Origin of the sequence: Coralliovum pocilloporae (assembly GCF_030845175.1) — a bacterium.
Classification (GTDB): Bacteria; Pseudomonadota; Alphaproteobacteria; order Rhizobiales; family Cohaesibacteraceae; genus Coralliovum; species Coralliovum pocilloporae.
Genome location: NZ_CP132542.1, coordinates 2,684,320 through 2,706,804, shown reverse-complemented (window position 1 = coordinate 2,706,804; position 22,485 = coordinate 2,684,320). Strand labels below are relative to the sequence as shown.

The 22,485-nt window shown below is 55.1% G+C and carries 24 protein-coding genes; 11 read left to right on the top strand and 13 right to left on the bottom strand.

Annotated elements, in window-relative coordinates; translation table 11 throughout:
• Positions 1–86: 86 nt before the first annotated feature.
• Both RA157_RS12415 and RA157_RS12410 read left to right on the top strand, forming a co-directional pair.
• Positions 87–476 (top strand): COG3650 family protein, encoded by a 390-nt coding sequence (locus RA157_RS12415; RefSeq protein ID WP_350333442.1) that lies wholly within the window; start codon positions 87–89, stop codon positions 474–476.
• 202 nt (positions 477–678) lie between these two features.
• Positions 679–1,554 (top strand): DMT family transporter, encoded by an 876-nt coding sequence (locus tag RA157_RS12410; protein ID WP_350333441.1) that lies wholly within the window; start codon positions 679–681, stop codon positions 1,552–1,554.
• A gap of 82 nt (positions 1,555–1,636) precedes the next feature.
• On the opposite strand, the gene RA157_RS12405 is transcribed toward RA157_RS12410, so the two are convergent.
• A complete protein-coding gene (locus tag RA157_RS12405; RefSeq protein ID WP_350333440.1) occupies positions 1,637–2,011 on the bottom strand; it encodes an SPW repeat domain-containing protein in 375 nt (124 codons plus the stop codon).
• Between the two features lie 300 nt (positions 2,012–2,311).
• Here RA157_RS12405 and RA157_RS12400 point away from each other — a divergent pair, with 300 nt between their 5' ends.
• The gene (locus RA157_RS12400) at positions 2,312–2,938 is read left to right on the top strand and encodes a response regulator (protein WP_350333439.1); all 627 of its coding nucleotides are present in this window, start codon (positions 2,312–2,314) and stop codon (positions 2,936–2,938) included.
• Positions 2,939–2,974: 36 nt separating this feature from the next.
• On the opposite strand, the gene RA157_RS12395 is transcribed toward RA157_RS12400, so the two are convergent.
• Both RA157_RS12395 and RA157_RS12390 read right to left on the bottom strand, forming a co-directional pair.
• A complete protein-coding gene (locus RA157_RS12395) occupies positions 2,975–4,537 on the bottom strand; it encodes a tetratricopeptide repeat protein (RefSeq protein WP_350333438.1) in 1,563 nt (520 codons plus the stop codon).
• 320 nt (positions 4,538–4,857) lie between these two features.
• The gene (locus tag RA157_RS12390) at positions 4,858–5,754 is read right to left on the bottom strand and encodes a LysR substrate-binding domain-containing protein (protein ID WP_350333437.1); all 897 of its coding nucleotides are present in this window, start codon (positions 5,752–5,754) and stop codon (positions 4,858–4,860) included.
• 132 nt (positions 5,755–5,886) lie between these two features.
• Between RA157_RS12390 and RA157_RS12385 the strand changes: the two genes are divergently transcribed.
• Complete coding sequence (locus RA157_RS12385) at positions 5,887–7,464, top strand: trimethylamine methyltransferase family protein (protein ID WP_350333436.1); 1,578 nt, start codon at positions 5,887–5,889, stop codon at positions 7,462–7,464.
• A 61-nt stretch (positions 7,465–7,525) separates the two neighbouring features.
• On the opposite strand, the gene RA157_RS12380 is transcribed toward RA157_RS12385, so the two are convergent.
• The 3 genes from RA157_RS12380 to RA157_RS12370 all read right to left on the bottom strand — a co-directional run bounded on the left by RA157_RS12380 (position 7,526) and on the right by RA157_RS12370 (position 9,608).
• A complete protein-coding gene (locus RA157_RS12380; protein ID WP_350333435.1) occupies positions 7,526–7,987 on the bottom strand; it encodes a DUF411 domain-containing protein in 462 nt (153 codons plus the stop codon).
• A 176-nt stretch (positions 7,988–8,163) separates the two neighbouring features.
• Positions 8,164–8,514, bottom strand: a complete 351-nt coding sequence (locus RA157_RS12375; protein ID WP_350333434.1) for a hypothetical protein — start codon at positions 8,512–8,514, stop codon at positions 8,164–8,166.
• A gap of 128 nt (positions 8,515–8,642) precedes the next feature.
• Positions 8,643–9,608 (bottom strand): sodium-dependent bicarbonate transport family permease, encoded by a 966-nt coding sequence (locus RA157_RS12370; protein WP_350333433.1) that lies wholly within the window; start codon positions 9,606–9,608, stop codon positions 8,643–8,645.
• A gap of 149 nt (positions 9,609–9,757) precedes the next feature.
• Here RA157_RS12370 and RA157_RS12365 point away from each other — a divergent pair, with 149 nt between their 5' ends.
• Positions 9,758–10,663, top strand: coding sequence for a hydrogen peroxide-inducible genes activator (locus RA157_RS12365; RefSeq protein WP_350333432.1), 906 nt, complete (start codon positions 9,758–9,760; stop codon positions 10,661–10,663).
• A 48-nt stretch (positions 10,664–10,711) separates the two neighbouring features.
• Positions 10,712–11,053, top strand: a complete 342-nt coding sequence (locus RA157_RS12360) for a hypothetical protein (RefSeq protein ID WP_350333431.1) — start codon at positions 10,712–10,714, stop codon at positions 11,051–11,053.
• A gap of 177 nt (positions 11,054–11,230) precedes the next feature.
• Here the strand turns inward: RA157_RS12360 and RA157_RS12355 are convergent, their stop codons facing one another.
• A complete protein-coding gene (locus RA157_RS12355; protein WP_350333430.1) occupies positions 11,231–11,536 on the bottom strand; it encodes a hypothetical protein in 306 nt (101 codons plus the stop codon).
• A gap of 296 nt (positions 11,537–11,832) precedes the next feature.
• Here RA157_RS12355 and RA157_RS12350 point away from each other — a divergent pair, with 296 nt between their 5' ends.
• Positions 11,833–13,257, top strand: a complete 1,425-nt coding sequence (locus RA157_RS12350; RefSeq protein ID WP_350333429.1) for a methyl-accepting chemotaxis protein — start codon at positions 11,833–11,835, stop codon at positions 13,255–13,257.
• Positions 13,258–13,282: 25 nt separating this feature from the next.
• Here the strand turns inward: RA157_RS12350 and RA157_RS12345 are convergent, their stop codons facing one another.
• Together RA157_RS12345 and RA157_RS12340 are read right to left on the bottom strand one after the other, a co-directional pair.
• Complete coding sequence (locus RA157_RS12345; protein WP_350333428.1) at positions 13,283–14,317, bottom strand: hypothetical protein; 1,035 nt, start codon at positions 14,315–14,317, stop codon at positions 13,283–13,285.
• An 89-nt stretch (positions 14,318–14,406) separates the two neighbouring features.
• Positions 14,407–16,458, bottom strand: a complete 2,052-nt coding sequence (locus RA157_RS12340) for an autotransporter outer membrane beta-barrel domain-containing protein (protein ID WP_350333427.1) — start codon at positions 16,456–16,458, stop codon at positions 14,407–14,409.
• A gap of 279 nt (positions 16,459–16,737) precedes the next feature.
• Here RA157_RS12340 and RA157_RS12335 point away from each other — a divergent pair, with 279 nt between their 5' ends.
• The 3 genes from RA157_RS12335 to RA157_RS12325 all read left to right on the top strand — a co-directional run bounded on the left by RA157_RS12335 (position 16,738) and on the right by RA157_RS12325 (position 18,601).
• Entirely contained in the window at positions 16,738–17,331 is a 594-nt protein-coding gene (locus RA157_RS12335) for a thymidine kinase (protein WP_350333426.1), read from the top strand.
• Positions 17,332–17,784: 453 nt separating this feature from the next.
• Entirely contained in the window at positions 17,785–18,261 is a 477-nt protein-coding gene (locus RA157_RS12330; protein WP_350333425.1) for a helix-turn-helix domain-containing protein, read from the top strand.
• Positions 18,262–18,340: 79 nt separating this feature from the next.
• Positions 18,341–18,601, top strand: a complete 261-nt coding sequence (locus RA157_RS12325) for a hypothetical protein (protein WP_350333424.1) — start codon at positions 18,341–18,343, stop codon at positions 18,599–18,601.
• 143 nt (positions 18,602–18,744) lie between these two features.
• Here the strand turns inward: RA157_RS12325 and RA157_RS12320 are convergent, their stop codons facing one another.
• From RA157_RS12320 to RA157_RS12305, 4 genes are all read right to left on the bottom strand, one after another.
• Positions 18,745–18,948, bottom strand: coding sequence for a hypothetical protein (locus tag RA157_RS12320; protein ID WP_350333423.1), 204 nt, complete (start codon positions 18,946–18,948; stop codon positions 18,745–18,747).
• 46 nt (positions 18,949–18,994) lie between these two features.
• Entirely contained in the window at positions 18,995–19,744 is a 750-nt protein-coding gene (locus RA157_RS12315) for a hypothetical protein (protein WP_350333422.1), read from the bottom strand.
• 611 nt (positions 19,745–20,355) lie between these two features.
• Complete coding sequence (locus tag RA157_RS12310) at positions 20,356–20,586, bottom strand: hypothetical protein (RefSeq protein ID WP_350333421.1); 231 nt, start codon at positions 20,584–20,586, stop codon at positions 20,356–20,358.
• The gene (locus RA157_RS12305) at positions 20,583–21,056 is read right to left on the bottom strand and encodes a group III truncated hemoglobin (RefSeq protein WP_350333420.1); all 474 of its coding nucleotides are present in this window, start codon (positions 21,054–21,056) and stop codon (positions 20,583–20,585) included. The genes RA157_RS12310 and RA157_RS12305 overlap by 4 nt, the downstream gene beginning before the upstream one ends.
• 208 nt (positions 21,057–21,264) lie before the next feature.
• Here RA157_RS12305 and RA157_RS12300 point away from each other — a divergent pair, with 208 nt between their 5' ends.
• A complete protein-coding gene (locus tag RA157_RS12300; protein ID WP_350333419.1) occupies positions 21,265–22,476 on the top strand; it encodes an MFS transporter in 1,212 nt (403 codons plus the stop codon).
• The last annotated feature ends 9 nt before the right edge of the window (positions 22,477–22,485 follow it).

Below are 22,485 nucleotides of genomic sequence, written 5' to 3'. Positions count from 1 at the left end.
CATGATGCTCGGCCTAATGACTGAGTACTGAAGATATTTTTATTCTGCATACGTTCTCTATTGCATTTCAGAGATGGATTAAGATCATGAAATTCATTAAACATTTTGTCGCCAGCCTGTTTATTGCCGGCCTCGCAACGCCCTCTATCGCCAAAGCTCCGGATATCATGCCGGTGGGAGAGAAAAAGATACTGCAAGGCTACTACGTCTGGGGCCATGAAGCCTATTCCTTCCGCCAATGCGGGGAGACAGAAACGTACTGGGCGACAAGCCCGGACAAACTGATCAGCAATGTCCTGCAACATGTCGGTGAGTATTCGACATTCCAGAGAGGCCCATACCAGGAATTCTATGTGGAGATTGAAGCCATCAATCACGGCAAGAGTGCAGACGGGTTTGCAGCAGATTATCCGGCAACGTTCGAAATTACCCGAATCCTGGACCTATCCTGGTCACCCAGGCCGGGCTGTGCCTGACTTTCTGGGGTATTAAAGCACCAGACCTTTAACCTGAACTGGTAGTGGCGCTTCAAGAATTTGTTTTTGTGCGAGCTTTTATCTGAAAAGTCTATCAACTTCTCAGAAGCACGTTGTAATCTTTCTGGCTGGCCAAAATCCCAAAAACCGGTATTGATAACAGAGCTTTAAACCGCCCTCTCAATACTCCGGTGAGTTTCCCGTGCCAGATAACATTCGCGGCAGCCTGTTCATGATTGCGGCCATGGCCGCCTTCAGCCTTGAGGACATGTTCTTCAAGGCGGCAACAGTCAGCATGCCGGTGGGACAGGCGTTGATCCTGTTCGGAGCACTGGGCGGGCTGGTCTTTGGTCTCTGGAGCGTCCTGCGCAAGGAGGCCGTCCTGCATTCCGCCTTTATGGGCAGGACGCTTCTCCTCCGCTCTCTCTGTGAGATTGCCGGGCGGCTGTTTTTCGGGCTGGCTCTGGCGCTGACGCCACTGTCCAGCACGTCTGCCATTCTTCAGGCTGCTCCCCTGTTTGTCACGCTCGGGGCCATGGTCTTCTTCGGCGAACGCGTCGGGCTCCAACGCTGGCTGTGTATTATTCTGGGCTTTGCCGGTGTCCTGATGATCCTGCGCCCCGGCTTTGGCAGTTTTGAGCCTGCCTCGCTCTTTGCTCTTCTTGGCACATTGGGGTTTGCCGGTCGGGATCTCGCCACACGTGCCAGCCCGATGACCATGTCAAACGCGCAGCTGGGAACCTATGGCTTTCTGATGCTCGTTGTTGCAGGGCTCATACTTCAGCTCAGCTCTGATACACCGCTTCAGTTTGCCCTGCCTCTGACACCCTGGTTGCAGGTCAGTGCTGCTGCCGCGATTGGCGTTGTGGCCTATTCCTGTCTGACTGTGGCCATGCGGACGGGTGATGTTTCTGTCGTCACCCCTTTCCGTTATACGCGGCTTCTGTTTGCCGCCATTCTGGCCATGGTTGTTTTTGGCGAAAGGCCCGATGTTCTGACAGTCCTCGGAAGCCTGCTGATTGTTGCAAGCGGGCTCTATCTTGTTTTCAGAAGCTGGCGGCAGAAACCGGCCTTGTGACACGCCTCACACCAAAAAGGGCGACCCCGAAAGGCCGCCCCCCACACCCCGGACATCAGTCCGGGATAGTCTGCCAGAAGCCTTAAGCCATTTGGCCAACGGCTTCATCTTCGGGCTTGTGAAGGCTGACAACACACAGCACAGCGATGCCATTAGCCCAGTAGTAGATGGCGTCAATACCTTCAAAGCCGAGGATGAACGGCGCCAGGGCGAAGACCACACCAACAGCCAGGTCAACGGCCAGATGGAGTGAATAGGGCAAGACCCGAATGACGCCGAGATGATGGTCCGTCAGAATGGTCAGCAGCAGGGCTGCAAAGCCGGTGACCACTGACAGCCACAGGGCAAGCTCATTTGAACTGCCAAGCTGAAGAATGAACGGCAGTCCCATCAGAGCCAGGGCCACCGGGTAGTCGAGATAGGCATGAATCTGTTTTGTGACAAAACGAATAGACATGGGACGCACTCCCTCTCCGTGTTGGTTCATTGTCCGCTCTCATCAGCGGTGTTTCCCCAAGATGTGCGCAGCACGCCGTCTTTTCCATGTCGGTCCGTTCGTACTTTTTGACCAATCGTACGGAGCACCTCGTCTCAGCAGGGTATCCTTCCTTCACTGTAGAACTCACCACCTGCCCCTCTTGACACAGGGCCTCCTTCTCCGCTCGAATGGTGAGAGCATATCCGGTCTTTCCTGAGCCACTTGACCCGACAAAGACCGGATATGCTCAGGAAACCATTCAGGAGTCTCCGGTCGCACATGGCACGCATTGTTCTGGTTGATGATCATCCCATTTTTCGGGAAGGCCTTGAGGCTCTGATCGATCGTTCAGCTCAGGACGAGTTTACCGCCAGTCTTGGAGAACCGTCCCGCCTCCACCAGGTCATTCAGCAGAAAAAGGCTGATGTTGTCCTCATGGACCTGTCTATTGAGGGGCGGATGACGTTTGATGTGATCAGCACGCTGAAAGACCGGTTTCCCGCTCTCATTCTCATTGTTCTATCCATGCACGGAGACCAGCCCACTGTGGAGCGGGCCATGCAGGCCGGTGCTGATGGTTACGCGCTGAAACAGGATGCGTTTGAGGATCTGCTGTTTGCCATTCGTGCCGCAGAACGTGGCGGGCGTTTCATCAGTCCCACCATTATCGGCCATGGCAACGTCTCAATCGATATGCAGAAACCGGACGTCACCACCATGCCTGAACGACAGCGGCAGATCCTGACCCTGCTGGCTGAAGGCAAGTCCAACAAGCAGATCGCCTCCGATCTGGGCATTGCCCTGCCGACCGTGAAAAATCACCTGTCGACCCTGTTCCGGAAATATGGCGTGTCCAACCGGGTCGGCCTGCTGCACAAGCTGGATATGATTTCGGTTGCTGATTAGTCTCAAATACTCGGGATAGCCAAGAGGCAGGCCCCATTACGTGGGGCGTGACGCCAGAAACTCCTGAACAGCATGCGCCGCGGTCAGGATCGGGGTATCCCATCTGTCCCGGTCAGACTGCTGGAAGAAGCGGAACGTTTTTCCGTACCAGTCGGGGGCCTGTCCAAGGGGCAGCCACCGCCAGTTCGGCACAAAGGGCTGAAGAACAAAGCACTCCGTCCCGAGGGCTCCGGCAAAATGCACCGTTGAATTATCGACACTGACCACAAGATCGAGCGATGCAATCTGCGCGGCGAAACTCTCAAGGTCAGTCAGAGGGTCTACATCATCCCAATCGTAAATGGTGATGCCAAGCGCCTTGGATACTGACGCGATTTCATCATCGTGAGAGCCGTATTGCAGGTTGATGAAGTTGGCATCAAGAGACAGGACAGGAGCCAGGTCCTGCAGATCAATCGAGCGTGCCCGGGAAAAAGTGGTTGCAGCCCCTCCCCGCCAGGATAAGCCGATATTCGGCTTTCGGGGTAAGGCGCTTAGCCGTTCCTGCCACAAGGCACGACAAGCCTCATCCACCACAAGATAGGGCGCTCCCTTCACCGATCTCTTCAACTGCCCCATCAGCCTTGGCAGAGACCCCATGGCGATCATGGCATCCGGCTTGGGTTCAAGCCCGTCATATGCCCCTGCGCCATCGCGCAGAACCACATTGATATCCGGGAAGGATCGGGCCAGCAGAGGGGCAAAGCGCGGGTCCGCTGCAACCGTTATCGGTCCGGAGATCAGTGCCTGCAACGCAGGCAGAAGCGCTGCAAACATCACCTCATCGCCGATACCCTGCTCAGGCCAGACAAACAGGGACTGGGCCGGGTTTGAAGTGGGCCAGGCAGGGCATGTGAGCCTGGGAGGCTTACTCGTCTGACTGGAGTTCTGCGGTGCCATGCGCCATTCGTAGTGCTCGCGCCCCTCTTCAAAATGCCCAAGGCTCATCAGCACAATCCCGAGATTGAGGTGAGCTTCGGCATAGTCCGGCTTCAGTTTTATGGCAGAGATATAGCTCTGGGCTGCATCCGTGAACCGCCCCATTGCCTTGAGAGCGGCACCGAGGTTGTTATGAGTTTCAGCCCGGTCGGGCACCTGATGGATCGCATGGACATAGGCTTCAACGGCCTTCTCATGAAGGCCCACCGCGCCAAGGGCATTACCCAGATTGTTCAGAGTATTGGGCTGATCCGGGTTCAGGGCCAGCGACGTTCTGTAGTACTGAATAGCCTGTTCATGCTCATGTCTGGCAGCATAAAGCGCCCCGATAAGAGTCTGCAGATCCGGCTGCTCCGGCATTGTGGCCTGAAGGGACAGGGCCTCGTTCAGAGGTTCGTCAATCTCTCCGCCCTTATAGCGCCGGATCAGATCATTCATCTGGTCGAGAAACGATGCCTGCGGCCCGCTCAAGCGTTTGAGACCCTCCCGGGCACGCCGGTTTTCAGGAAAGCGGTCAATCAAGGCCTGATAGAGCACCCTGGCCTCGTCAATCTGCCCACCCGCTGCAAGCTTTGCAGCCTTTTTCAGATCGCGATCCAGGGACACAGACTTCTTCGCCATTCAATCATCTCGATTCGCCATCAGGACAGGAAAGCCCTTTCATGGATAATGCGTATCGTGATGAATTGATAGGGCAGTCAGCAACGATAGCAGGCCCACCTTCACAGCTTCAAATCTCCTTCTTCAGCAGCCACAGGCCGGGAAGCCGGATACGTTGCGGTTGGACCGTATTTTCTGATCTGCTACAGTAGATACTCGGTTAATTCCTTGAAATTAAAAAGGAATTGACCGTTTCTACTGGAGTCAAAATGAGAAAAACCCTTCAAAACAGCCCTCCTTTTTCTCATTTTTTTCGCGATTCTTGCGGCCACTTCCGACCCTCAAACACGCCTGATTCCTGAATTATAGCCCTGCTCTATGACCTGTCGCAACCAGTCAGCAAAGGCTGTGGCGGCTTCTGTCAGGCCTCCTCCCGGGTACGCAAGAAAATAGCCATAACCCGGTGCCTGAATATCGGAGAGGCGGGTAAGGGTTCCGTCCTCCAGCTCACGCGCGACCAGAGCATCATTCAGGGCCACCCCCTGCCCGTCAATCACGGCCTGCACACGGACATTGGGATCGGGAATAATGAGCGTATCGGCCCTGCTCCTGAAGGGCAGCCCTGCCGCCTCATACCAGTGAGACCAGGCATCGCTGTCTGGTCTGTCACGCAAAAGAGTGAATTTGCGGAACGCATTCTGGAGGCCAAGGCGAGAGACCATCTCGGCGGCCCGCCGGTTGCCCACGGGCCAGGCCGGGCAATCCAGAAGCGGTTCTATGATCTGGTCCGTCCAGTCTCCCCGCCCCCAGCGAATAGCCAGATCGACACCTTCTCCCTTCAGGTCTGACAGGTCGACCATCGGCTGCAGCCGCAGGCGAACATCAGGATGGGCCCGCATGAAATCCATCAGTCGCGGTGACAGCCAGCGAGAGGCAAAATAGGTGGAGACTCCAACAGTCAGCGTGCGCGGTTCAGTCTGGCTGAGTTCAGAAATCCTGTCCTCCATCTGCCTGAAGGCAGTTTCAGCCATCCCCAGCAGCTCCTGCCCTCTGGCAGACAGCACAACGCCCCGCGCTTGCCTCTCGAAAAGGGGAAACCCGAGCTGCTCCTCCAGCGTGCGAATACGATAGCTCACCGCCCCCTTGGTCATGTTCAGGGCGTCTGCTGCCGCAGCAAAACTCTCATGCCGTGCAATCAGAACGAAGGCGCGCAGCGTGTCAAAATGTCTGAAATACATATCTCCGTATAAAATTCCTGCACGCATAGTGCAAATCTTTTGCGTTGTACATCTGCAAAAATCGCACAAATCTGATGATATCGGATTAAGTGATCCGGTATCATCATGTGAAGCCGATCAGGATTTCTGAACATGGACCACAGCGCCCTGACATCCGACCCGCCCCCGGCACCCGGGCGACGCCAGAGAAACAGGCGTTCAGGGCGTACCCGGTCGCGCCAGCGACAAAGCGGCCTGAATACAACAGCAACCACCCCACAGAGACGACAGGTCCCTGCTTACGGCCTGCTGCATGAAGAAGCCCTCAGAAGACTGGAAGACCAGGCCGACTGGATCCTTCGTGAAATTGGCGTTGAGTTTCACGAGGATAACGACGCATTGCGCCTGTTTCATGCAGCCGGGGCTGATGTTCAGGGATGCCGGGTCCGGTTCGAGCCTGGCCATGTTCGATCGCTTTGCGCAACCGCACCGTCAGAATTCCGGCTTCATGGTCGCAATCCACAGCGGACCGTCACCCTTGGCGGAGACCATGTGGTGCTGATGCCCGGCTATGGCTCACCCTTTGTTACCGACCTTGATCGCGGGCGACGTTACGCAACGCTTGAGGATTTCAACGCCTTCGTCAAGCTAACCTGGCTGTCGCCCTGGCTCCACCATTCCGGCGGCACGGTCTGTGAGCCGCTGGATGTGCCGGTCAACAAGCGGCATCTGGATATGGTCTATGGCCATCTGCGCTATTCCGACAAGCCTTTCATGGGGAGCGTAACAGCACCGGAGCGTGCCAGAGACAGCCTTGCCATGGCGGAGCTTGTTTTCGGCAAAGCCTTTATAGACAGACACGCTGTTATTCAGGCCAATATCAACGTCAATTCGCCACTGGTCTATGACGGGGTCATGAGCCAGGTCCTCAGAACCTACGCGGCAGCCAATCAGTGTGTGGCCGTATCACCGGCTATTTTCGGCGGTGCCATGGGCCCTGTTTCCCAGCCTGCAGTCATTGCCCAGACGCTGGCGGAAGGCATGGTCGGCATCGCCCTCACCCAGCTTGTAAAGCCCGGCTGCCCGGCAGTCTTCGGCAGTTTCCACTCCACCATGAATCTGAAGTCCGGCGCGTTGACCTTTGGCACGCCCGAGGCCAATCTGACCACCATGGCGCTGGCGCAGCTGGGGCGCAGGCTCGGGGTACCCACGCGGGCAGGCGGAGGACAGATCACCGCATCCAACGCCCCGGACGGCCAGGCCATGCAGGACAGCACCAGCGCCATGTGGGCAGCGCTTCTGTCAGGCAGTCATCAGGTCTGGCATGCTGCAGGCTGGCTCGAGGGTGGTCTGACCATGTCCTATGAGAAGTTCATTATGGACCTCGACAATTGCGGTATGATGCTGACGATGCTGCAGGGTCTTGCGGTCAATGATGACAGTCTCGCCCGCGATGCTTACAGAGAAGCGGGACCGGGTCAGGCGTTTCTGTCAACCAGCCACACCATGGTCCATTATGCCTCAGCCAATTATCAGTCTCTCCTGCCGGAAACAGGCCCTTATGAGACTTGGTCTGAACGCGGCGCGCCCACCGCAGCAGAACGTGCCAACGGCATATGGAAAACCATGCTGAGCGACGATCAGCTCCCCGATATTGATCCGGCAGTTGATGATGCTTTGAAAGACTATGTGGCAAGGCGCAAGTCAGAGATGACGGATGAATGGTATTGAGGGCCGGGAGGAGTTCTCTAGCCTCCTCCCAACGCAGGTTCGTGCTCTTGGGATCAGATCCCTATTCTCCCGCCTCAAAGAAAGGCTCCGGATCCTTTGACGGGTCCCTGGGCAGCGCATAGACCGTGTATCGGGCATTTTCATCGTCCCCCATGCCGAGCGAGCCCATCGGCATTCCTGGAACGGCGATACCGCGGATGTCGGGGCGTTCCTCAAGTAGTTTGTGGACGGCTTCGAGGGGAACATGCCCCTCAATCACATATCCATCCACTGCAGCTGTATGGCAGGCCTGCATATCCTCAGGAATCCCGGCCTGCTTTTTGACCGGGTCCATATCTTCGATATTCTCGACATCAATTGAGAAGCCTGCCTTCTCCATGGCCTGCATCCAGGCGGTGCAGCAGCCACAATAGGGTGACTTGAACACTGACATTTTCCCAAGAGTCTCTGCCGAGACCGCTGTTGACAGCCCTGTCACGAGAAACAGAACCGACAGCACCTTGATAAGATTACTCTTTTTCATTTTAAAACCTTTCTGATACTTCAAACCTGCTCACAGAGACAGAGTGCTGCCTGCGGAGCGGGATTTATTCCTGAAGCCGATTGAGAGCTTGATCGCACGCCTCTGACAAGCAGAACGCAGCCTTCGCCGGATCATCAGGTGCGTGTTGCAGCAACACGCGGGTCTATTCAGAAAGATCAGGATATTGGAGGTCGTAGCAGTTGTGCGCTCTGCCTTGACCGGAAGAGCTTCACGGTGGGCAAGACGACCTGTTTAACCCGCCCATCGGGTTGAGCAATATCAGAAGACAGCATCATAACACAGAAAACACAGCCCCCTGCTCCATGGGACGACAGATCAGACATATCCACGCAACATGGCATTGCCGGTGTCGCTTCCCCGTGCTCCATCTCCGCTGATGTATGCCCCATATGGCGATCAGAGCCTGATACGCTGGCTGCAGCAGGCACACCACCCACGGTCGCCATCATCGCAGTCTGAGACACGATGAGAGCCAGGATCAGGAAAAGGGTTCGAAGCAAAGTCATAATTTCAGTCTATTCGGCCTACGGTCCAGACACACTGCGACATAGCGCCCCGTACGGAGCGCTATGTGAACTTTGTCATACATGAAGACCTAATCATGGCGCTGTTGAGACAACAGCAGACGAAAGCCTCAAAGCGTTGCGATCCATAGATAGAGCGGGATGCCTATGGCTATGTTGAAGGGGAAGGTAACGCCAAGGGACATGGTGAGATAGATGCCGGACTGGGCCTGTGGCAGGGCGATTTTCATAGCAGCCGGCACCGCAATGTAGGACGCGGATGCGGCCAGCACCATGAGCAGGAAGACACCGCCATCTGACAACCCGACCAGGGACCCCATACCGAAGCCCAGAAGTGCTGCAATCAGCGGCATGAGACAGCCGAAGCCGAAGAGGCCGGGCGTCAGATAGTGCCGGTTCTCGAGGATGCTGCGCCCGGCAGACAGGCCCATATCCAGCAGGAAGAGACAGAGAATGCCGGTAAAGGGCACAACAATAAACGGATCGAGGTCCTGAAGCCCTTCCTTGCCTGTAATTGCACCGATGATGAACGAGCCCACCAGCAGGACAATGGAGCCATTGCCGACGATATCCCGCACCAGTTTCTTTCTGGACTGGGTCGCATTGCCCTTTGACCCCGCGATCCACAAGGCTGAGAGAATAGCGGGCACTTCCATCACGGCCGCAACGGCCACCATGTAACCTTCAAACTCCATACCGTTCAGCTCAAGCAGGCTTGTGGCCGTGACGAACGTAACAATCGAGATTGAGCCATAATGCCCCGCGACTGCCGCCGCGTTGAGGTCATCCAGCCTGGTCATCAGCTTCAGAAGGAAAAATGCAATGAAGGGAATGACAAAGGAGAGGGCAGCCCCTGCCCCCAGGGTCGCGAATGTCTGCCAAGTCAGGCCATTGCTGATGAGGTTCGCCCCACCCTTGAAGCCGATGGCAAACAGCAGATAGATCGACATGATCTTTGCCGCCCCCTCTGGCATGGACAGATCGCTGCGGGTGACCGCCGCAATGAGACCAAGGAGGAAAAACAGGATGGTGGGCGCGAGAAGATTTCCCGCCAGCATCGACAAGATGGCGTCCATAGGGGCTCCAGCATGGGTGTGAGGGCTTGCCGACACCTCGCATATGGCGTTGTGCAGCAGGCTCGGTTCTGTCTGGCGCTGCTGGTATCTTGTCTTTTGATATAGTTCCAATATATATAAACAATAAGAACAATAGTCTGGAAATATGGATGTCGATCAGCCTGCGACAATTGCAATATGTGGTGACTGTGGCAGACACGGAGCGCTTTGGTCTTGCTGCAAAGAAGCTGAACGTAGCCCAGCCAAGCCTGTCGGCACAGATCGCGGAATGCGAGGCAGAACTGGGCCTCAGGATCTTTGATCGTGGCCGCAACGGCGCTCAGGTCACGCCCCTTGGCCAGGACGTGGTGCGTCGTGCGCGGACTATCCTGCGCGAGATGGATGACCTCATGATTTCTGCCAAAGGGCGACGGCCCTTTGACGGCCAGTTACGACTTGGCGTCCTGCCCTCCATCGGCCCTTACATCCTGCCCAATGTGGTGAGACGGCTTCATCAGGATCACCCCAACCTGCGTCTTGTGCTGAAGGATGAGAACACCTCGGCCCTGGAAGCAGGGCTGCGTGATGGGGAGCTGGATCTGATCATCTCGACACCGCAGGATCACCCCAACACCCTGCAGACGCCTCTGTTCAGCGAGCGCTTCTGGATTGCCTTTGCCCTTGATGATCCGCTAGCAGACATGACTGGGCCCGTTGGTATGACTGACTTGAAGGACAAGATCCTTCTTACCCTGGACCGATCCCATCGGTTGTCCCGGATCGTTCATGATCTGGCCAGTGACTGTGGCGCATCCATTTCAGCGGATTATACAGGAAGCAGTCTTGACACCATCCGGTTGATGGCAGCGACCGGTGTTGGTGTTGCTATCCTGCCAGAGATCTATACTGCCGCCGTTGGTGTTCACAGCCGGGACATCGCGTTACGCCCTCTTAATCTACCTCAGGCCGGACGGGATCTGGCGCTCATCCAGAAGAGACGGCAGCAGCCAATCTTCGGCTCCGATATTCTGGCTGCTGCCCTTATTGACGAGGCGGCAGCTATTCTAGTCGCTTAGGCTTCTTCAAACGACACCGGCTCGCACCAGAAGGGACGAGCCGGCCAGATGGTAAAGCTTATCGCTCAGCCAACACTCTTAGTGCTTGCTGTGACCGCGACCACCACGATGGCCACGGAAACCGCGATGCCCACCGAAACCACGGCTGCGGAAGCTGCTGTGACGGCTGAAGCCATAGTATTTCTTGAACCCATGACGCTTCTTGAAACCATGATGGCGCTTAAAGCCGTGATGGCGTTTGAAACCATGATGCTTCCGGAAGCCATAATGCTTCTTAAAGCCGCGATGGCGTTTGAATTTATATTTAAAACCAGCCTGCACCACATTTGCGCGATCCTTGGCCGCGAGCTCTGTGAAGGTAACCGGCGCCGCCGCTGCAGAGCCGACTGATCCCGCAGAAAGACCAACTGCGAGGGCGAGTGCTGAGAACAATGACTTAATGAACATGTCTTCTAACCTTTCCTATTTGGTGTTTCCTGCTTGCCTGTTCGTTAACTACGTTCTTCATATGGGAGCGGTTCTGTAAATTACGCTTACGTAAACGCCATCGTGAACGTACTTGACTGATCAGCGAGCACCGTAGCGACCGAAGGTGTCATAATGACCATAGAAACGCAGAACCCGGCGCGGCCCTATATAATGACCGCGAGACTGTCGGCGGTTCTGGGCATTATGCCCCTTGCGCAGGCTGTTGGCCTTCGCTGCCCTCTTCTGCCGCTTGGATTTCTGTTTCAGCGCCGCTTTGGTGACTAAGGAAGATCCGGTCAGACCGGTTTCTGCTGCCTTTGCATTGCTCCCTGACGGGGCACCAAACCCTGCAACTGACAATCCAGCTACAAGGGCGAGTGTGGAAAATGCCGAGCGTCTCATCATGATGCTGATCTCCTGACTTGATGCCCCGGTGCCCTTGCCTTCATATTGTTTCGAAACCGTGAAAATAAAGGTAGCTGAACACCATCGTGAAATGAGGTGATCAGCATCAGTTATGACTGCATCATCAGGCATATGCCCGTCACTGACATACCACCCAAGACCACGATCGGAAATCAACTTAGAAACCAGATATTTATACGTATAAGTGACAAGCGGAACCGGCCTTCAACACACGCTTTGTTAACCATAAAACAGTATATCTCGTTCAGTTTGATCAGCCGAGTGGGGAGCAAAAGGTGTCAGATCAGCCCGTCGAGGTCATGGAAGGCCAGTCCACAGATCCGTGCAGCTCACATCTGGATCTGGCGCGGGACCTCGCGCAAAACATGTCCCATTTCGGCCTGCAGATTGCTGATGTGGCAGGCGTCCTTCAGGATGCTTCTGCACACTCTGCATCGACCAGCAAAACATTCCAGTCTTTTCAGGCATCCATCGACCGTGTGCAATCCATCAATGAGCAGATTGCAACGGCTGTCCAGGAAACCCGAGCCCAGTCCGATGCATCCATTGAGGAATCCCGACAGGCCCGCTCCCAGGTGAATACCGCAGTCGATACGATTGCGACCCTGTCCCAGGCTGTGGGAGATATCAGCAGTCAGCTACAGGATCTGCAGAACGCGTTGACCGGCGTCCGCTCGTTCTCTGATGTGATTGACGGGATTGCCCGGCAAACCAACCTTCTAGCCCTAAATGCCACGATTGAGGCAGCGCGCGCCGGTGAAGCCGGACGCGGCTTTGCGGTGGTAGCCTCAGAGGTCAAAGCGCTTGCCCAGCAGACGAGCCAGGCCACAGAGAAGATTGCAGAGACCATCGCTTCCCTGGACGAGGAAACAGGATCCCTGATCGGTGTCTGCGACGAAGCTGTCTCCCAGGTGAGTGCCGTGAAGGACACAACAGAAGCAGTTCAGAATGTCATGGTCAGCCTTGAGGAGACCATGGGACAGCTTCAGTCCTCATCATCAGACATTTCCAGTCGTGTGGATGAAAACAGTCGGACGCTGAGCGACTTCTCGGGCGAAGTCCGCACGCTCGACAGTCAGCTGACGGCCGATGCCGCATCGCTCTCCAAGGCTTCAGAGGAAGCCGTCGGGGCCGTCCGCTCCGCAGACAGCCTGATCAGCTCCACAGCCGTTGACGGCATTGAAACTCTGGACGCCCGTATGCTGGGCTGCGCAGAACGGACAGCGGCGCAGATCGGTCAACTGTTTGAAGACGCGATCGCATCCGGGACCATCAGCGAGCACGACCTGTTCGACTTCACCTACACCCCCGTTCCTGGTACAAACCCTGAGCAGGTGATGACAAAGTTCACCGAGCTCACTGACCGCCTTCTGCCTGATGTTCAGGAGCCCCTGCTCCAGCAGCATGACGCCATGGTGTTCTGCGCGGCGGTGGACAGGAATGGCTATCTGCCAACGCATAATCTGGTTTTCTCCCAGAAACAGGGGTCAGACCCGGTGTGGAATGCCAGCCATTGCCGCAACCGCCGCATCTTCAACGACCCTGTCGGCCTGGGTGCCGGCAAGAACGCCAGTGGCCGCCAGCTGCAGACTTATCGTCGCGATATGGGTGGCGGCAAATTCGTCCTGATGAAAGACGCCTCCTGCACCATCCGCGTAAACGGCCGTCACTGGGGCGGCTTCCGGATCGGGTATAAGTGAGAACAAGCAGTCTGCGTGCGGAAACTCAGTCTAAAGAAATAGCCCCACGATCCACCAATTCTTTTAAAACAACGGCCGCGCCGATCTGCCTGGATATGGCTTTGGGCGAATAGACACCATCAGCAACATACTGGCCGCCTCTGTAGTGCTGAGAAAAGGACCAGAGATAAGGCGAGCAAACCCCTTTATGCCGATATCCCCATCCATTGTACTTTTCTAGCCGATAAAGTATCCGGCTCAATGACCAGTCCTTCAACTGTCTGTATTTTTTATATTCGATTAGATCTTTCGCACTCTCTTCCCATGTGAAAGGTGGCGTACCTGATAGTGGACGACTAGCAGGAATATTAACTGTTCTGCTTGTGAGTGGGTCGCCATTAATAAGATGCCCGGAAAAATTGAACTGGCTTTCCATCATATGGATCAGGCCAACAAAAAACCATGGAACCAGCGTGTCTTGCACCACGTTCTCATAACGAGCACGTTCTGCCAAAACCCTGTCAGCCAAGTCTTTGACTTGTTTCTTGTTACGCTGACTGACTTCTATGCTCCAGAATAATCGTTCATACTCACTTGCGGTTCTCGAGAATGCTCTGCTGCTTAAGCATTGCTTGCCAGTGGAGATGAGCGGCTTGAGTTGTTGCCTTAACGTGAACAGTTCTCTCTGAAGTTTACTGACCTCAGCCGTTTTGTTGCCATCGCTCTCTTTTAAGAGTCGTTCAAGCTCTTGGCTTTTCGCGTTTTCCGCCGCACTTTTCTCAGCCAGATGTTTGCCATACGCCGCCCATAAGCCGCGCTGCTTCTCACTCGGCAAAACAAAAGAAAAATAGTCCGCTAGTGCAATTTGAGAATCCGGTTTTTCCTCGAGCATTCTAACATACTCTACAACAAAATCGCGTCGAGACTTCTCGGTATCAAGTGAGATCTTGGCCTGCTCAATTATGAACGGCAGCATCGCAGATATAATGCCGACTGCGGCACTTCCCGCAAGAACCTTGTACAGACCGTACCTTTGACGAACTCTTTCAAGTTCGATACTTGCATTTTCAGTTTCTGCCATGCCCCCCTCCTGCACGTTTTATTTAAACATAAAACGTCATACTCGGCTAAGGGTCAAAGAGGTTTTCCGAAGGCCAGCTAAACACACCCCTAAAACCCATCCAGCGGAATGGTCAGTTGGCCGAAGATGGAGGTTGAGCGGATGTCTGAGCCGAGGCCGGAATAGGTGGCCCGGAGTGTGCCGCGCATGCCACCTTCTGTCTCAATCGAGATACCACCGTTGATCCCGGCGAACAGGTCTGGCGTTTCCACCAGAGTGCCGCTGGTGGACAGGAAGTCATTGGGTGTTTCGAAATTCCAGACACCACTCACGCCGATAAACGGCTCGGCGCTCTTCAGCATCGTGCCCACATCATAGAGCCGGACGCCGAAGGTGGGGTTGAAGCTCAATGTGCCCGTATCAACCCGCGTGCCGGGGATCTGGGCTCCATCTGAGCGGGTATAGGCACTCCGACGGGCCGTGACATAGGACAGGGACAGGTTCGGCTCGATATAGAAAGTGCGGTTATTGTCCTGGTCCTCGAATGTGAATTCCCGCGACAGGGTGCCGCCGATGGTCAGGATATCCGTGTCGAATGTACCGGTCAGCGTTGTACCGCCCGCCGTAAGGTCAAGGTCGGTTCTGGTGAATTCAAGAGCGACAAGCGGTGTCAGCACGGCGCCTTGCGGCAAGGAAAACCGGGCAAACACGGCACCACCGAAGCCATCAGCTTCTGTCGAGATGCTCCTGTCCCTGCGCTGCGAATCCAGATGGCGATAACGGAGTTTTGCGCCAATCACCACATCCTCATGCACCCGCATCAGAGCTCCGGCCTCAATCACGGTCTGATCGCCATCCGCCTCGGCTCCGCGGCGATTGTCATCGCTGAAATTATGGTTTGTAGAGACCCATGTCTGAAGTGAGCTGACGCCGGTCCCGTGTTGTCCGGCTGCCTGTCTTGCAAAGGCCTGCCGCAGCTGCCGCCTCAGCACGGCACGGCGCGCCGGATCCCTGACCTGTTCCTGTAAGGTGCGCGCACCCTTGCTAAGCCCGGCCGCGTGCTGCCCTGGCAACAGGGACGAGACATAGGCGACCCCCTGCCCTCCCGGGCCAGAGCTGCGGGGCAGGCCAAGCGCCTGATTGATCGCATCAAAAGCCTGGTTCGCTTCACCACTGAAAGGAACGCTTTCGGGTGCGTAACGGAGAGAACCCAGAAGAGGTTCCGCCAGCCCGCTGGTCGAGGCGGATTCAGCCGCACTGTTATAGGACTGAACCCGGCCGTTATCCACGAGCTGGTTATAGTTGAGAACAGCGTTGGTCTGCTTGTCATCGGCTGCAATCAAGGCGTCCGTCTGGGACTGGACCAGTTGTCCATAGGCACTTTGAGCTGCACCGAGATCACCATTTTCGAGGGCCTCCAGCAGCGGGCCGGTATCTATGCCATAGAGATCCTCAAAGTTCTGCCGGTCATCTTCATCGCTGATCTGAATTCCTTCGCCAAACGGATCGCGTTTGCCGTTCGAATACCCATCATAGACGATGACGAATGTGCCCGGTTGTGAGGTATCCTCGACGAATTCGATAGACTTGACCATGTGATAGATGGAGCTCTGACGTCCGAAATTGTTTCTCGCATCCGCTAGCTCGTGCTCAGCATCAACCACATCATCATACTCGCCAGACAAAATTGCCCAGAGATCCGCATCAGCCCCGGTCAGACTCTCCGGATCAAGTTTGCCTGATCCTTCATCGAAACCCGGAATATCATCACTCCAGTCATCCACACCACTGCCCGCAGTCTGGTCCGCCACAGCAAGATTGCTCTCCTGCTCGGATGTCGCAGCACTTGAGGAAGACGGTGTGGGAGGCGTCGAGCCTCCCCCACCCGGAGTTGGAGGAGTTGGTGTTGGAGGGGTTGGACCGCCCGTCAGACATTCAGAAACAGGAACCGTGGTGTTGGAGGTGAACGAAAACGGTGCACCACCGGGAAAGGTCCCACTCACAGTGACGCTCTGAACGGTTCCGTCAGGATTACACGTGAGCCCGCTGATCGTATCGCCGGGGCTCAGAGCAAGAACAGCAAACAGGGACGGCGCGGATTGTGCCAGGGCACCACTTGCCACTGTCGCAGACAGTCCTGCCGCAATAAACGTCTGTCTCAAAAGGTGTGAATTCAACTGCCCTACCCCCGGATACGCATACTTTCCCCGGCTCGTCAGGCGACTTCAGACACCATATCTGGATACCCGGGTTCAGCGCGAAACGTTAACGGACATTAAGGCAGAACTGAACTGAGGAGTTGGTATGGCTGAGAACGCCAAAGCAGACTTTAGAACCAGTTCTTTCGGCAGCTACCAAAACAGCTTCATTTGACAGAATCGCACCACTGTGGCCTTTCTCACTGCCATCGTTCCGGGGTTCAGGTTACGCAGTGATATCTGATGGCCAAGCTTTACTTTAACTACTCGACCATGAATGCAGGGAAGTCCACGACCCTGCTGCAGGCTTCCTACAATTATCGGGAACGCGGCATGCGGACCCTGTTGCTGACCGCAGCCTTTGATGACAGGGCCGGACGGGGGACGATTTCGTCCCGGATTGGCCTCGAGGCCGAGGCTGACACCTATGACAATGACAGCGACCTCTTTACCCATGTTAGCCACGCTCATGAGGCAGCGCATATCGATGCGGTCTTCGTGGACGAGGCCCAGTTCCTGACGGAAAAGCAGGTCTGGCAGCTGGCACATGTGGCAGACAAGCTGCGTATTCCGGTTCTCTGTTACGGCATCCGAACTGATTTTCAGGGCAAGCTCTTTCCCGGCAGCGCCGCGCTGCTGGCCCTGGCAGATGCTCTACGCGAAATCCGCACGATCTGCTGGTGTGGCAGCAAGGCAACCATGGTTGTCCGGCTGAATGATCATGGCGAGGTGGTCGAGGACGGCGACCAGATCGAGATTGGCGGGAATGACCGCTACATGTCCCTTTGCCGGAAACACTGGCATAGTCGCACCCTCGACAGACCGAAACATTCCTGACGCTATAATGCATCTCCGGATGCAAATCCGGAACACCGCTCCTTCAAAGCTGCAGGTCTCTTGTCGGGGATGTATCTAAAGCGCGTTGCGCCAAAATAGGAACCGGGTTTGCGAAAACAACGCGCTTCAGCAAAAGTGGTGAGCATGTTGCGGGAATCCCATTCAACGCAACAACGAGTGCCCAAACGACAGAAACCGCCCAGATGAGCGGTTTCTGCAGTACCAAAGGGGGGTACGGAGCTAACTATTTCTTTGTTGACGGTTTCAGGGTCGAAAATAATCGCGAATTCCGATTCGGGGCAGAAAACACAAATTTACCAAGACCTTGTTCAAGTTTTTCTTGAACGACCATCTACAAATAGTTTAACGTACCGGTACAGGTACCGCAACCAAAAAGGTACAGGTACCGCTAAAAAATTCAACTGAGGTAAATTACAACCTCCGGAACAGATAATGTCAGAGACTTTAAGAGACCGTCTGAAAATCAGCCTTGAGGCTTCCGGCCTTAAGGCATCTACTGTTTGTGATGTCGCCGGAGTTGATAAGGATACGATCCGCAACATTCTGCGTGGTCGCAGCAAGTCGCCTTCCGGTGAATCCATTGCCCGGATTGCTCAGGCTCTCAACACCACGGCTGAATATCTCTACGGCCTTTCTGATGAGCCCACCGACACAATGTTCGGGCTTCGAGATCGCGATCCGCTTGATACAGCGCTGCTGACCGAAGTGGTCTATTCGGTTCAGTCATGGCTTGAGCAGGAAAAGCTGTCTCTTGAGGCGCATCATTTTGCAGCCCTCGTTTCTCGCCTGTATGACTATTTTCAAGGCATGCAGTCTGATACCGATACGCTGCAAATCAACGGCGAACTGCCGCTTGGTGACCTGACAAACTGGTTGCGAGGGCGGGGAGACAACTCCCCCACAGGTTGATTTTCACCCTGACCGCACCTAAAACTATGGTGGGCGCATTAATGAGGGACGGCATGACCCATCACAGGCGGACAACCATATGACCAATATTCGTCGTGAGATTTGGAATATCCTGGATCAGGCCAAACCTGCGTCCCGAACATCGAGGATTCGCCAAATCGAACGGAACCTGAATGCACTTGGCCTGGAAGCCGTAGGCCAGGCCTATCTCAAACAGTCATTCGGCAAAGACAGTTTGCATGACCTGACCGATGATGAAGTGGAAACGACCCTGCTTTACATCAACAAGATTTCCAAACTGATGTCGGATACGGAAGCCGGAAACAGTACACTGCAATGAACTTTGTCCATTCCGATTCATTGAGCTGTCTGGAAAACCGCACCGCGCAGGCGGATGTGGTGGCGTTCTGGCAGCGCTGGCGTGCCTTGAACGGCCGGCTGGATGAAGCATGGTCGGATCTTCTGCCAAAGCTCACCTTGTGCTCAGCCAAGGGACAGGAATTCCAGTCGCCACCATTTCTGTTTATCGGTGAAGACAGCTTTGTATCCCGCTGTTATGGCAGGGAATGGGCACAGTCTGTTCTGGATAATGATGTCACGCCTGACAGCGAGCTGGAAAAGCTCGCCGCTCCGGGCTATTTTGCAGCCCAGAACGGCGAAGCCAATTTCGACACCGTGTCGGTCCATACCATCCTTCACGATGTTGGTGAGGCCGTCATCACTTATGAACGGCTTATTCTGCCAATGCAGACACCAAGCGGGGCTCGTGTGCTTGGCTGTATGACTGCGCCGCTACAGCTCTCCCCGACAGAACCCTCGCAAGATAGGTCAGATCTGACCGTGCGTTCCACAGCAGCCAATCGTCGGCAGGTATATGATGCGGTGCCACTAGCCAGTGCGTCCCCACAGGCTGCATATGGGCGTAGCCCTGCCCGGTCGAGAATCCTCGCTGAACCAGTTTTTCGGACATGAAGCAGTAGATATAGTCCGGCTGCCATTTGGCGTAGACCATAAGCTGGCTGAGCCGTGTAATCAGCATCGCCAGCGGGCCGCCGCGATATTCCTTTTCCAGCCACATATCACCATGATAGACGACCCGACCGGTAATCTGTTCGGCCCCAGGACAGGACTGCTCCGCCAGGCGGGCATCGCCACCATAGGGGTCGATATAGATCCGTTTCTGCTGCTGTAGCCAGTGATCAGACAATCTGATCCCCGAAAGGTCTTCAAACCGGGCAGCAACAACCGATATGATACGCCCGCCCGGTTCAGAAATGGCCAGCCAGAATGCATTGGCTGGCGTAAAATCGAAATAACGTGTCTGGAACTGCTCTGACAGTTCCTTGCCCTCAAAGGACTGGCAAACCTCGTTCAGCCGATCAAAATCATACTCGACCCTGATCTCAAGATTCTGCTCTCGAATATCATCTGCAAGGACCGAAATAGCTTCTGCAGTGACAAGAGGATCAAATGTATCCTTCATCCTGTTTTCCTCTTTTCTGAAAGAGGAGCTTCTTTGCGGACACACAATACAAGACACAGCAAACCCGCCTTCGAAAGAACTCCTTTCGAAGTCAATGACAGGTTTCCCCCGCTCCCGACCGCAGAGACCTGTAAGACCAGTTATTCGACGACCTGTACTTGCAATACGCCCCCGCGCTGATAGCCTCCCCGTACTCCCTTTACAGTTTCGCCCGATACGAAACCGCAATCAGTAAAGCACGACACGCCCAGAAGGTGAATATCCACGCGATACTTTCGTATAAAGTGCTAAATTATATTAATAATATACAAGTATATTTTAATATATATACATTATATACATATTATTATTAAGTTTTATCGCAAACATAACCTTTTATCCCGCCATGATTGCTTTCAACGCGGCAATCGCGTGGTCAAATCCCGTTGATTGATGGGTCTGAACGGATGGAATTTATGGGACTAGGGTCAAAACCCTAAAGATACAACCAGACCACCAGCCAGAGCCACAGAGGCATGGGCGCGGCACCAAAGACCAGAAAGGCGGGAAGAAGGATATCTTTCTTCAGCATTGTTTTCTCCTGTTTTCAGGATTCAGATCACCTGTTTCCATCAAGAGACCTGAATGAACTCTATGACCTGTGTGCCTGTCAGCACGAACAGGGCTGCAACACCCAGACCAAAGGCTATACGGGCACTTCCAGAGAGAACCCGCCCGAATCTGTCCATTGCCGGGGGTTTCATATGGCGCGCTTCCCTGTGCATGCTTGTCAGAAGCGTGCAGAAAGCAGCAAACCAGAGAAAACACAGCACCTCTGCGATAAGAACAATGGCGGGGATCATAGGGCACACTCCACATCAACTGATGGTTCGACCGTTTCAGATTTCATCCAGCACGGCGGCTTGGAGAAGGGATCACCGAACATGCCCAGCCAAAGGCTCTGGGCGATCCGTTCAGCCGCTTCGATAACAAGCCTTGCGGCCTCCGGTTCAAAGCTCTTCTGCGCCTGGGCGCGAAACAAGGTCAGCCAGATCCTGAAGTCATCCGGAGCAGCTGTATCCAGCCTTTTGTGAATGACCATCGGTTGCCCTTTGTACCCGCCATCGCGCAGCAGAACAGAGCCCCAGAACAGTTTCATCCGCCCCAGATGCTCATCCCAGCGTCCGGCTATCCGGCCTTCAAAGACCGGCCCCAGGCGCTCGTCCTGCCTGACAGCCCCATAGAAGCAGTCAACAAGATCAGAGATCTGCTCTTCCGTGATCGACGGATGAAGCGGATCCGAAGATGTCTTTGGATAGGCATTGAGAGACATGGTAACCTCTAAATTAGGTATTTTATATACTTATTATATGCAGCACCCTGTCGAGATAATCAATCCACAATCTGCCAGCACTACAAAATGTCGCACCGACCGGGTTTCGCTCGGCTTTCTGCGTTCAATCTGACCCGGACAGTTCTTTTTTTGACTGTTTGGTCAAAAACAGTTTGCTCTTTGGCGGGCTGCTCTTTACCGATTGCGCATGTTATTTCTTCGTGTGCTTATTCCTTTCGCGCTGGGTTATTTCCTGAGCTATCTGTTCCGGGTGGTGAATAGTGTTGCCGGCCCGCATCTGGCTGAATCCATGCAGCTTGATTCAGGTGACCTTGGCCTGCTGACCAGCACCTATTTCCTGACCTTTGCCGCCGCACAGATCCCGCTCGGCCTTCTGCTCGACAAGTTCGGGCCGCGCAAGGTGGAAGCTGTTCTTCTGCTCTTTGCCGCTGCCGGATCAGCCATTTTTGCGGCCTCAACCGGGCTGGTTGGTCTGACTATCGGCAGGGCCTTGATCGGATTTGGCGTTTCCGCAGCCCTGATGGCGGCCTTCAAGGCTTACGCGGAATGGTCGAGTGCGGAGCGTCTGCCACTGATCAATGGCATCCACCTGACCGCAGGCGGGCTTGGGGCTCTGGTGGGCGGTCGCCCGACCGATTTCCTTATCAATGCCTTTGACTGGCGCGCCGTATTCTTTGCCCTGGCCGTGGCAACTGCAATAGTGGCATTGGCCATCTATCTGATTGTGCCGCGGAAAGATGGTGACCGCCCTTCTCCACAGAGCTTTGGCCAGCAGATGCAGGGTCTGAAGACCGTTGTCACTCATCCGGCCTTCTGGGCCATCACGCCACTCTGCGTCTTAAGCCAGGCCACCTATCTGGCTATCCCGACGCTCTGGGCAGGCCCCTGGCTGAGAGACCTGGCAGGGTTTACACCAGCATCGGCGGCCAATCTTCTGTCTTTTATGGCTGCAGCACAGATGGCGGGATTTCTGGGGCTCGGGGCTCTGGCAACACGTCTCGGCAACCGGGGCATCTCGGCGGCAACAGTCAGCGTCTGCGGTATGGGCGCTTTTCTCGTGGCCCAGGTGCTGTTGATCCTGCTTCCCGCTGAAACTGTGTGGCCGGTCTGGCTGCTTTACACCTTCGCGGGAACATCAGGGATTATTTCATATGCGGCGCTGACCCAGCTCTTCCCCCGCGCCCTGGCCGGGCGGGTCAACACAGCGATCAACTTTCTCGTTTTCATCCTGGCTTTTGCCATGCAATGGCTGACGGGAGAACTGATTGATCTGTTCGAGAGCGGTGTTTCAACCGGCTATACCGTCACGTTCACGGCATTCCTGGCCTTACAGAGTGTGGCATGGGTCTGGTATTTCGCCCGCCGCCATGAGCTGAAGCCAGTTGAACAGACGGCCTAGGGCACATCC

Bases quoted from the DNA above. Each gene is read 5' to 3' on its own strand.
- RA157_RS12365 (WP_350333432.1), top strand. From the start codon at position 9,758: ATGTCGATCAGCCTGCGACAATTGCAATATGTGGTGACTGTGGCAGAC.
- RA157_RS12375 (WP_350333434.1), bottom strand. From the start codon at position 8,514: ATGACTTTGCTTCGAACCCTTTTCCTGATCCTGGCTCTCATCGTGTCT.
- RA157_RS12300 (WP_350333419.1), top strand. From the start codon at position 21,265: ATGTTATTTCTTCGTGTGCTTATTCCTTTCGCGCTGGGTTATTTCCTG.
- RA157_RS12345 (WP_350333428.1), bottom strand. From the start codon at position 14,317: ATGGCAGAAACTGAAAATGCAAGTATCGAACTTGAAAGAGTTCGTCAA.
- RA157_RS12355 (WP_350333430.1), bottom strand. From the start codon at position 11,536: ATGATGAGACGCTCGGCATTTTCCACACTCGCCCTTGTAGCTGGATTG.
- RA157_RS12405 (WP_350333440.1), bottom strand. From the start codon at position 2,011: ATGTCTATTCGTTTTGTCACAAAACAGATTCATGCCTATCTCGACTAC.
- RA157_RS12325 (WP_350333424.1), top strand. From the start codon at position 18,341: ATGACCAATATTCGTCGTGAGATTTGGAATATCCTGGATCAGGCCAAA.
- RA157_RS12380 (WP_350333435.1), bottom strand. From the start codon at position 7,987: ATGAAAAAGAGTAATCTTATCAAGGTGCTGTCGGTTCTGTTTCTCGTG.
- RA157_RS12305 (WP_350333420.1), bottom strand. From the start codon at position 21,056: ATGTCTCTCAATGCCTATCCAAAGACATCTTCGGATCCGCTTCATCCG.
- RA157_RS12335 (WP_350333426.1), top strand. From the start codon at position 16,738: ATGGCCAAGCTTTACTTTAACTACTCGACCATGAATGCAGGGAAGTCC.
- RA157_RS12360 (WP_350333431.1), top strand. From the start codon at position 10,712: ATGGTAAAGCTTATCGCTCAGCCAACACTCTTAGTGCTTGCTGTGACC.
- RA157_RS12370 (WP_350333433.1), bottom strand. From the start codon at position 9,608: ATGGACGCCATCTTGTCGATGCTGGCGGGAAATCTTCTCGCGCCCACC.
- RA157_RS12400 (WP_350333439.1), top strand. From the start codon at position 2,312: ATGGCACGCATTGTTCTGGTTGATGATCATCCCATTTTTCGGGAAGGC.
- RA157_RS12390 (WP_350333437.1), bottom strand. From the start codon at position 5,754: ATGTATTTCAGACATTTTGACACGCTGCGCGCCTTCGTTCTGATTGCA.
- RA157_RS12310 (WP_350333421.1), bottom strand. From the start codon at position 20,586: ATGATCCCCGCCATTGTTCTTATCGCAGAGGTGCTGTGTTTTCTCTGG.
- RA157_RS12415 (WP_350333442.1), top strand. From the start codon at position 87: ATGAAATTCATTAAACATTTTGTCGCCAGCCTGTTTATTGCCGGCCTC.
- RA157_RS12315 (WP_350333422.1), bottom strand. From the start codon at position 19,744: ATGAAGGATACATTTGATCCTCTTGTCACTGCAGAAGCTATTTCGGTC.
- RA157_RS12330 (WP_350333425.1), top strand. From the start codon at position 17,785: ATGTCAGAGACTTTAAGAGACCGTCTGAAAATCAGCCTTGAGGCTTCC.
- RA157_RS12320 (WP_350333423.1), bottom strand. From the start codon at position 18,948: ATGGACCGACACGGTGTCGAAATTGGCTTCGCCGTTCTGGGCTGCAAA.
- RA157_RS12395 (WP_350333438.1), bottom strand. From the start codon at position 4,537: ATGGCGAAGAAGTCTGTGTCCCTGGATCGCGATCTGAAAAAGGCTGCA.
- RA157_RS12385 (WP_350333436.1), top strand. From the start codon at position 5,887: ATGGACCACAGCGCCCTGACATCCGACCCGCCCCCGGCACCCGGGCGA.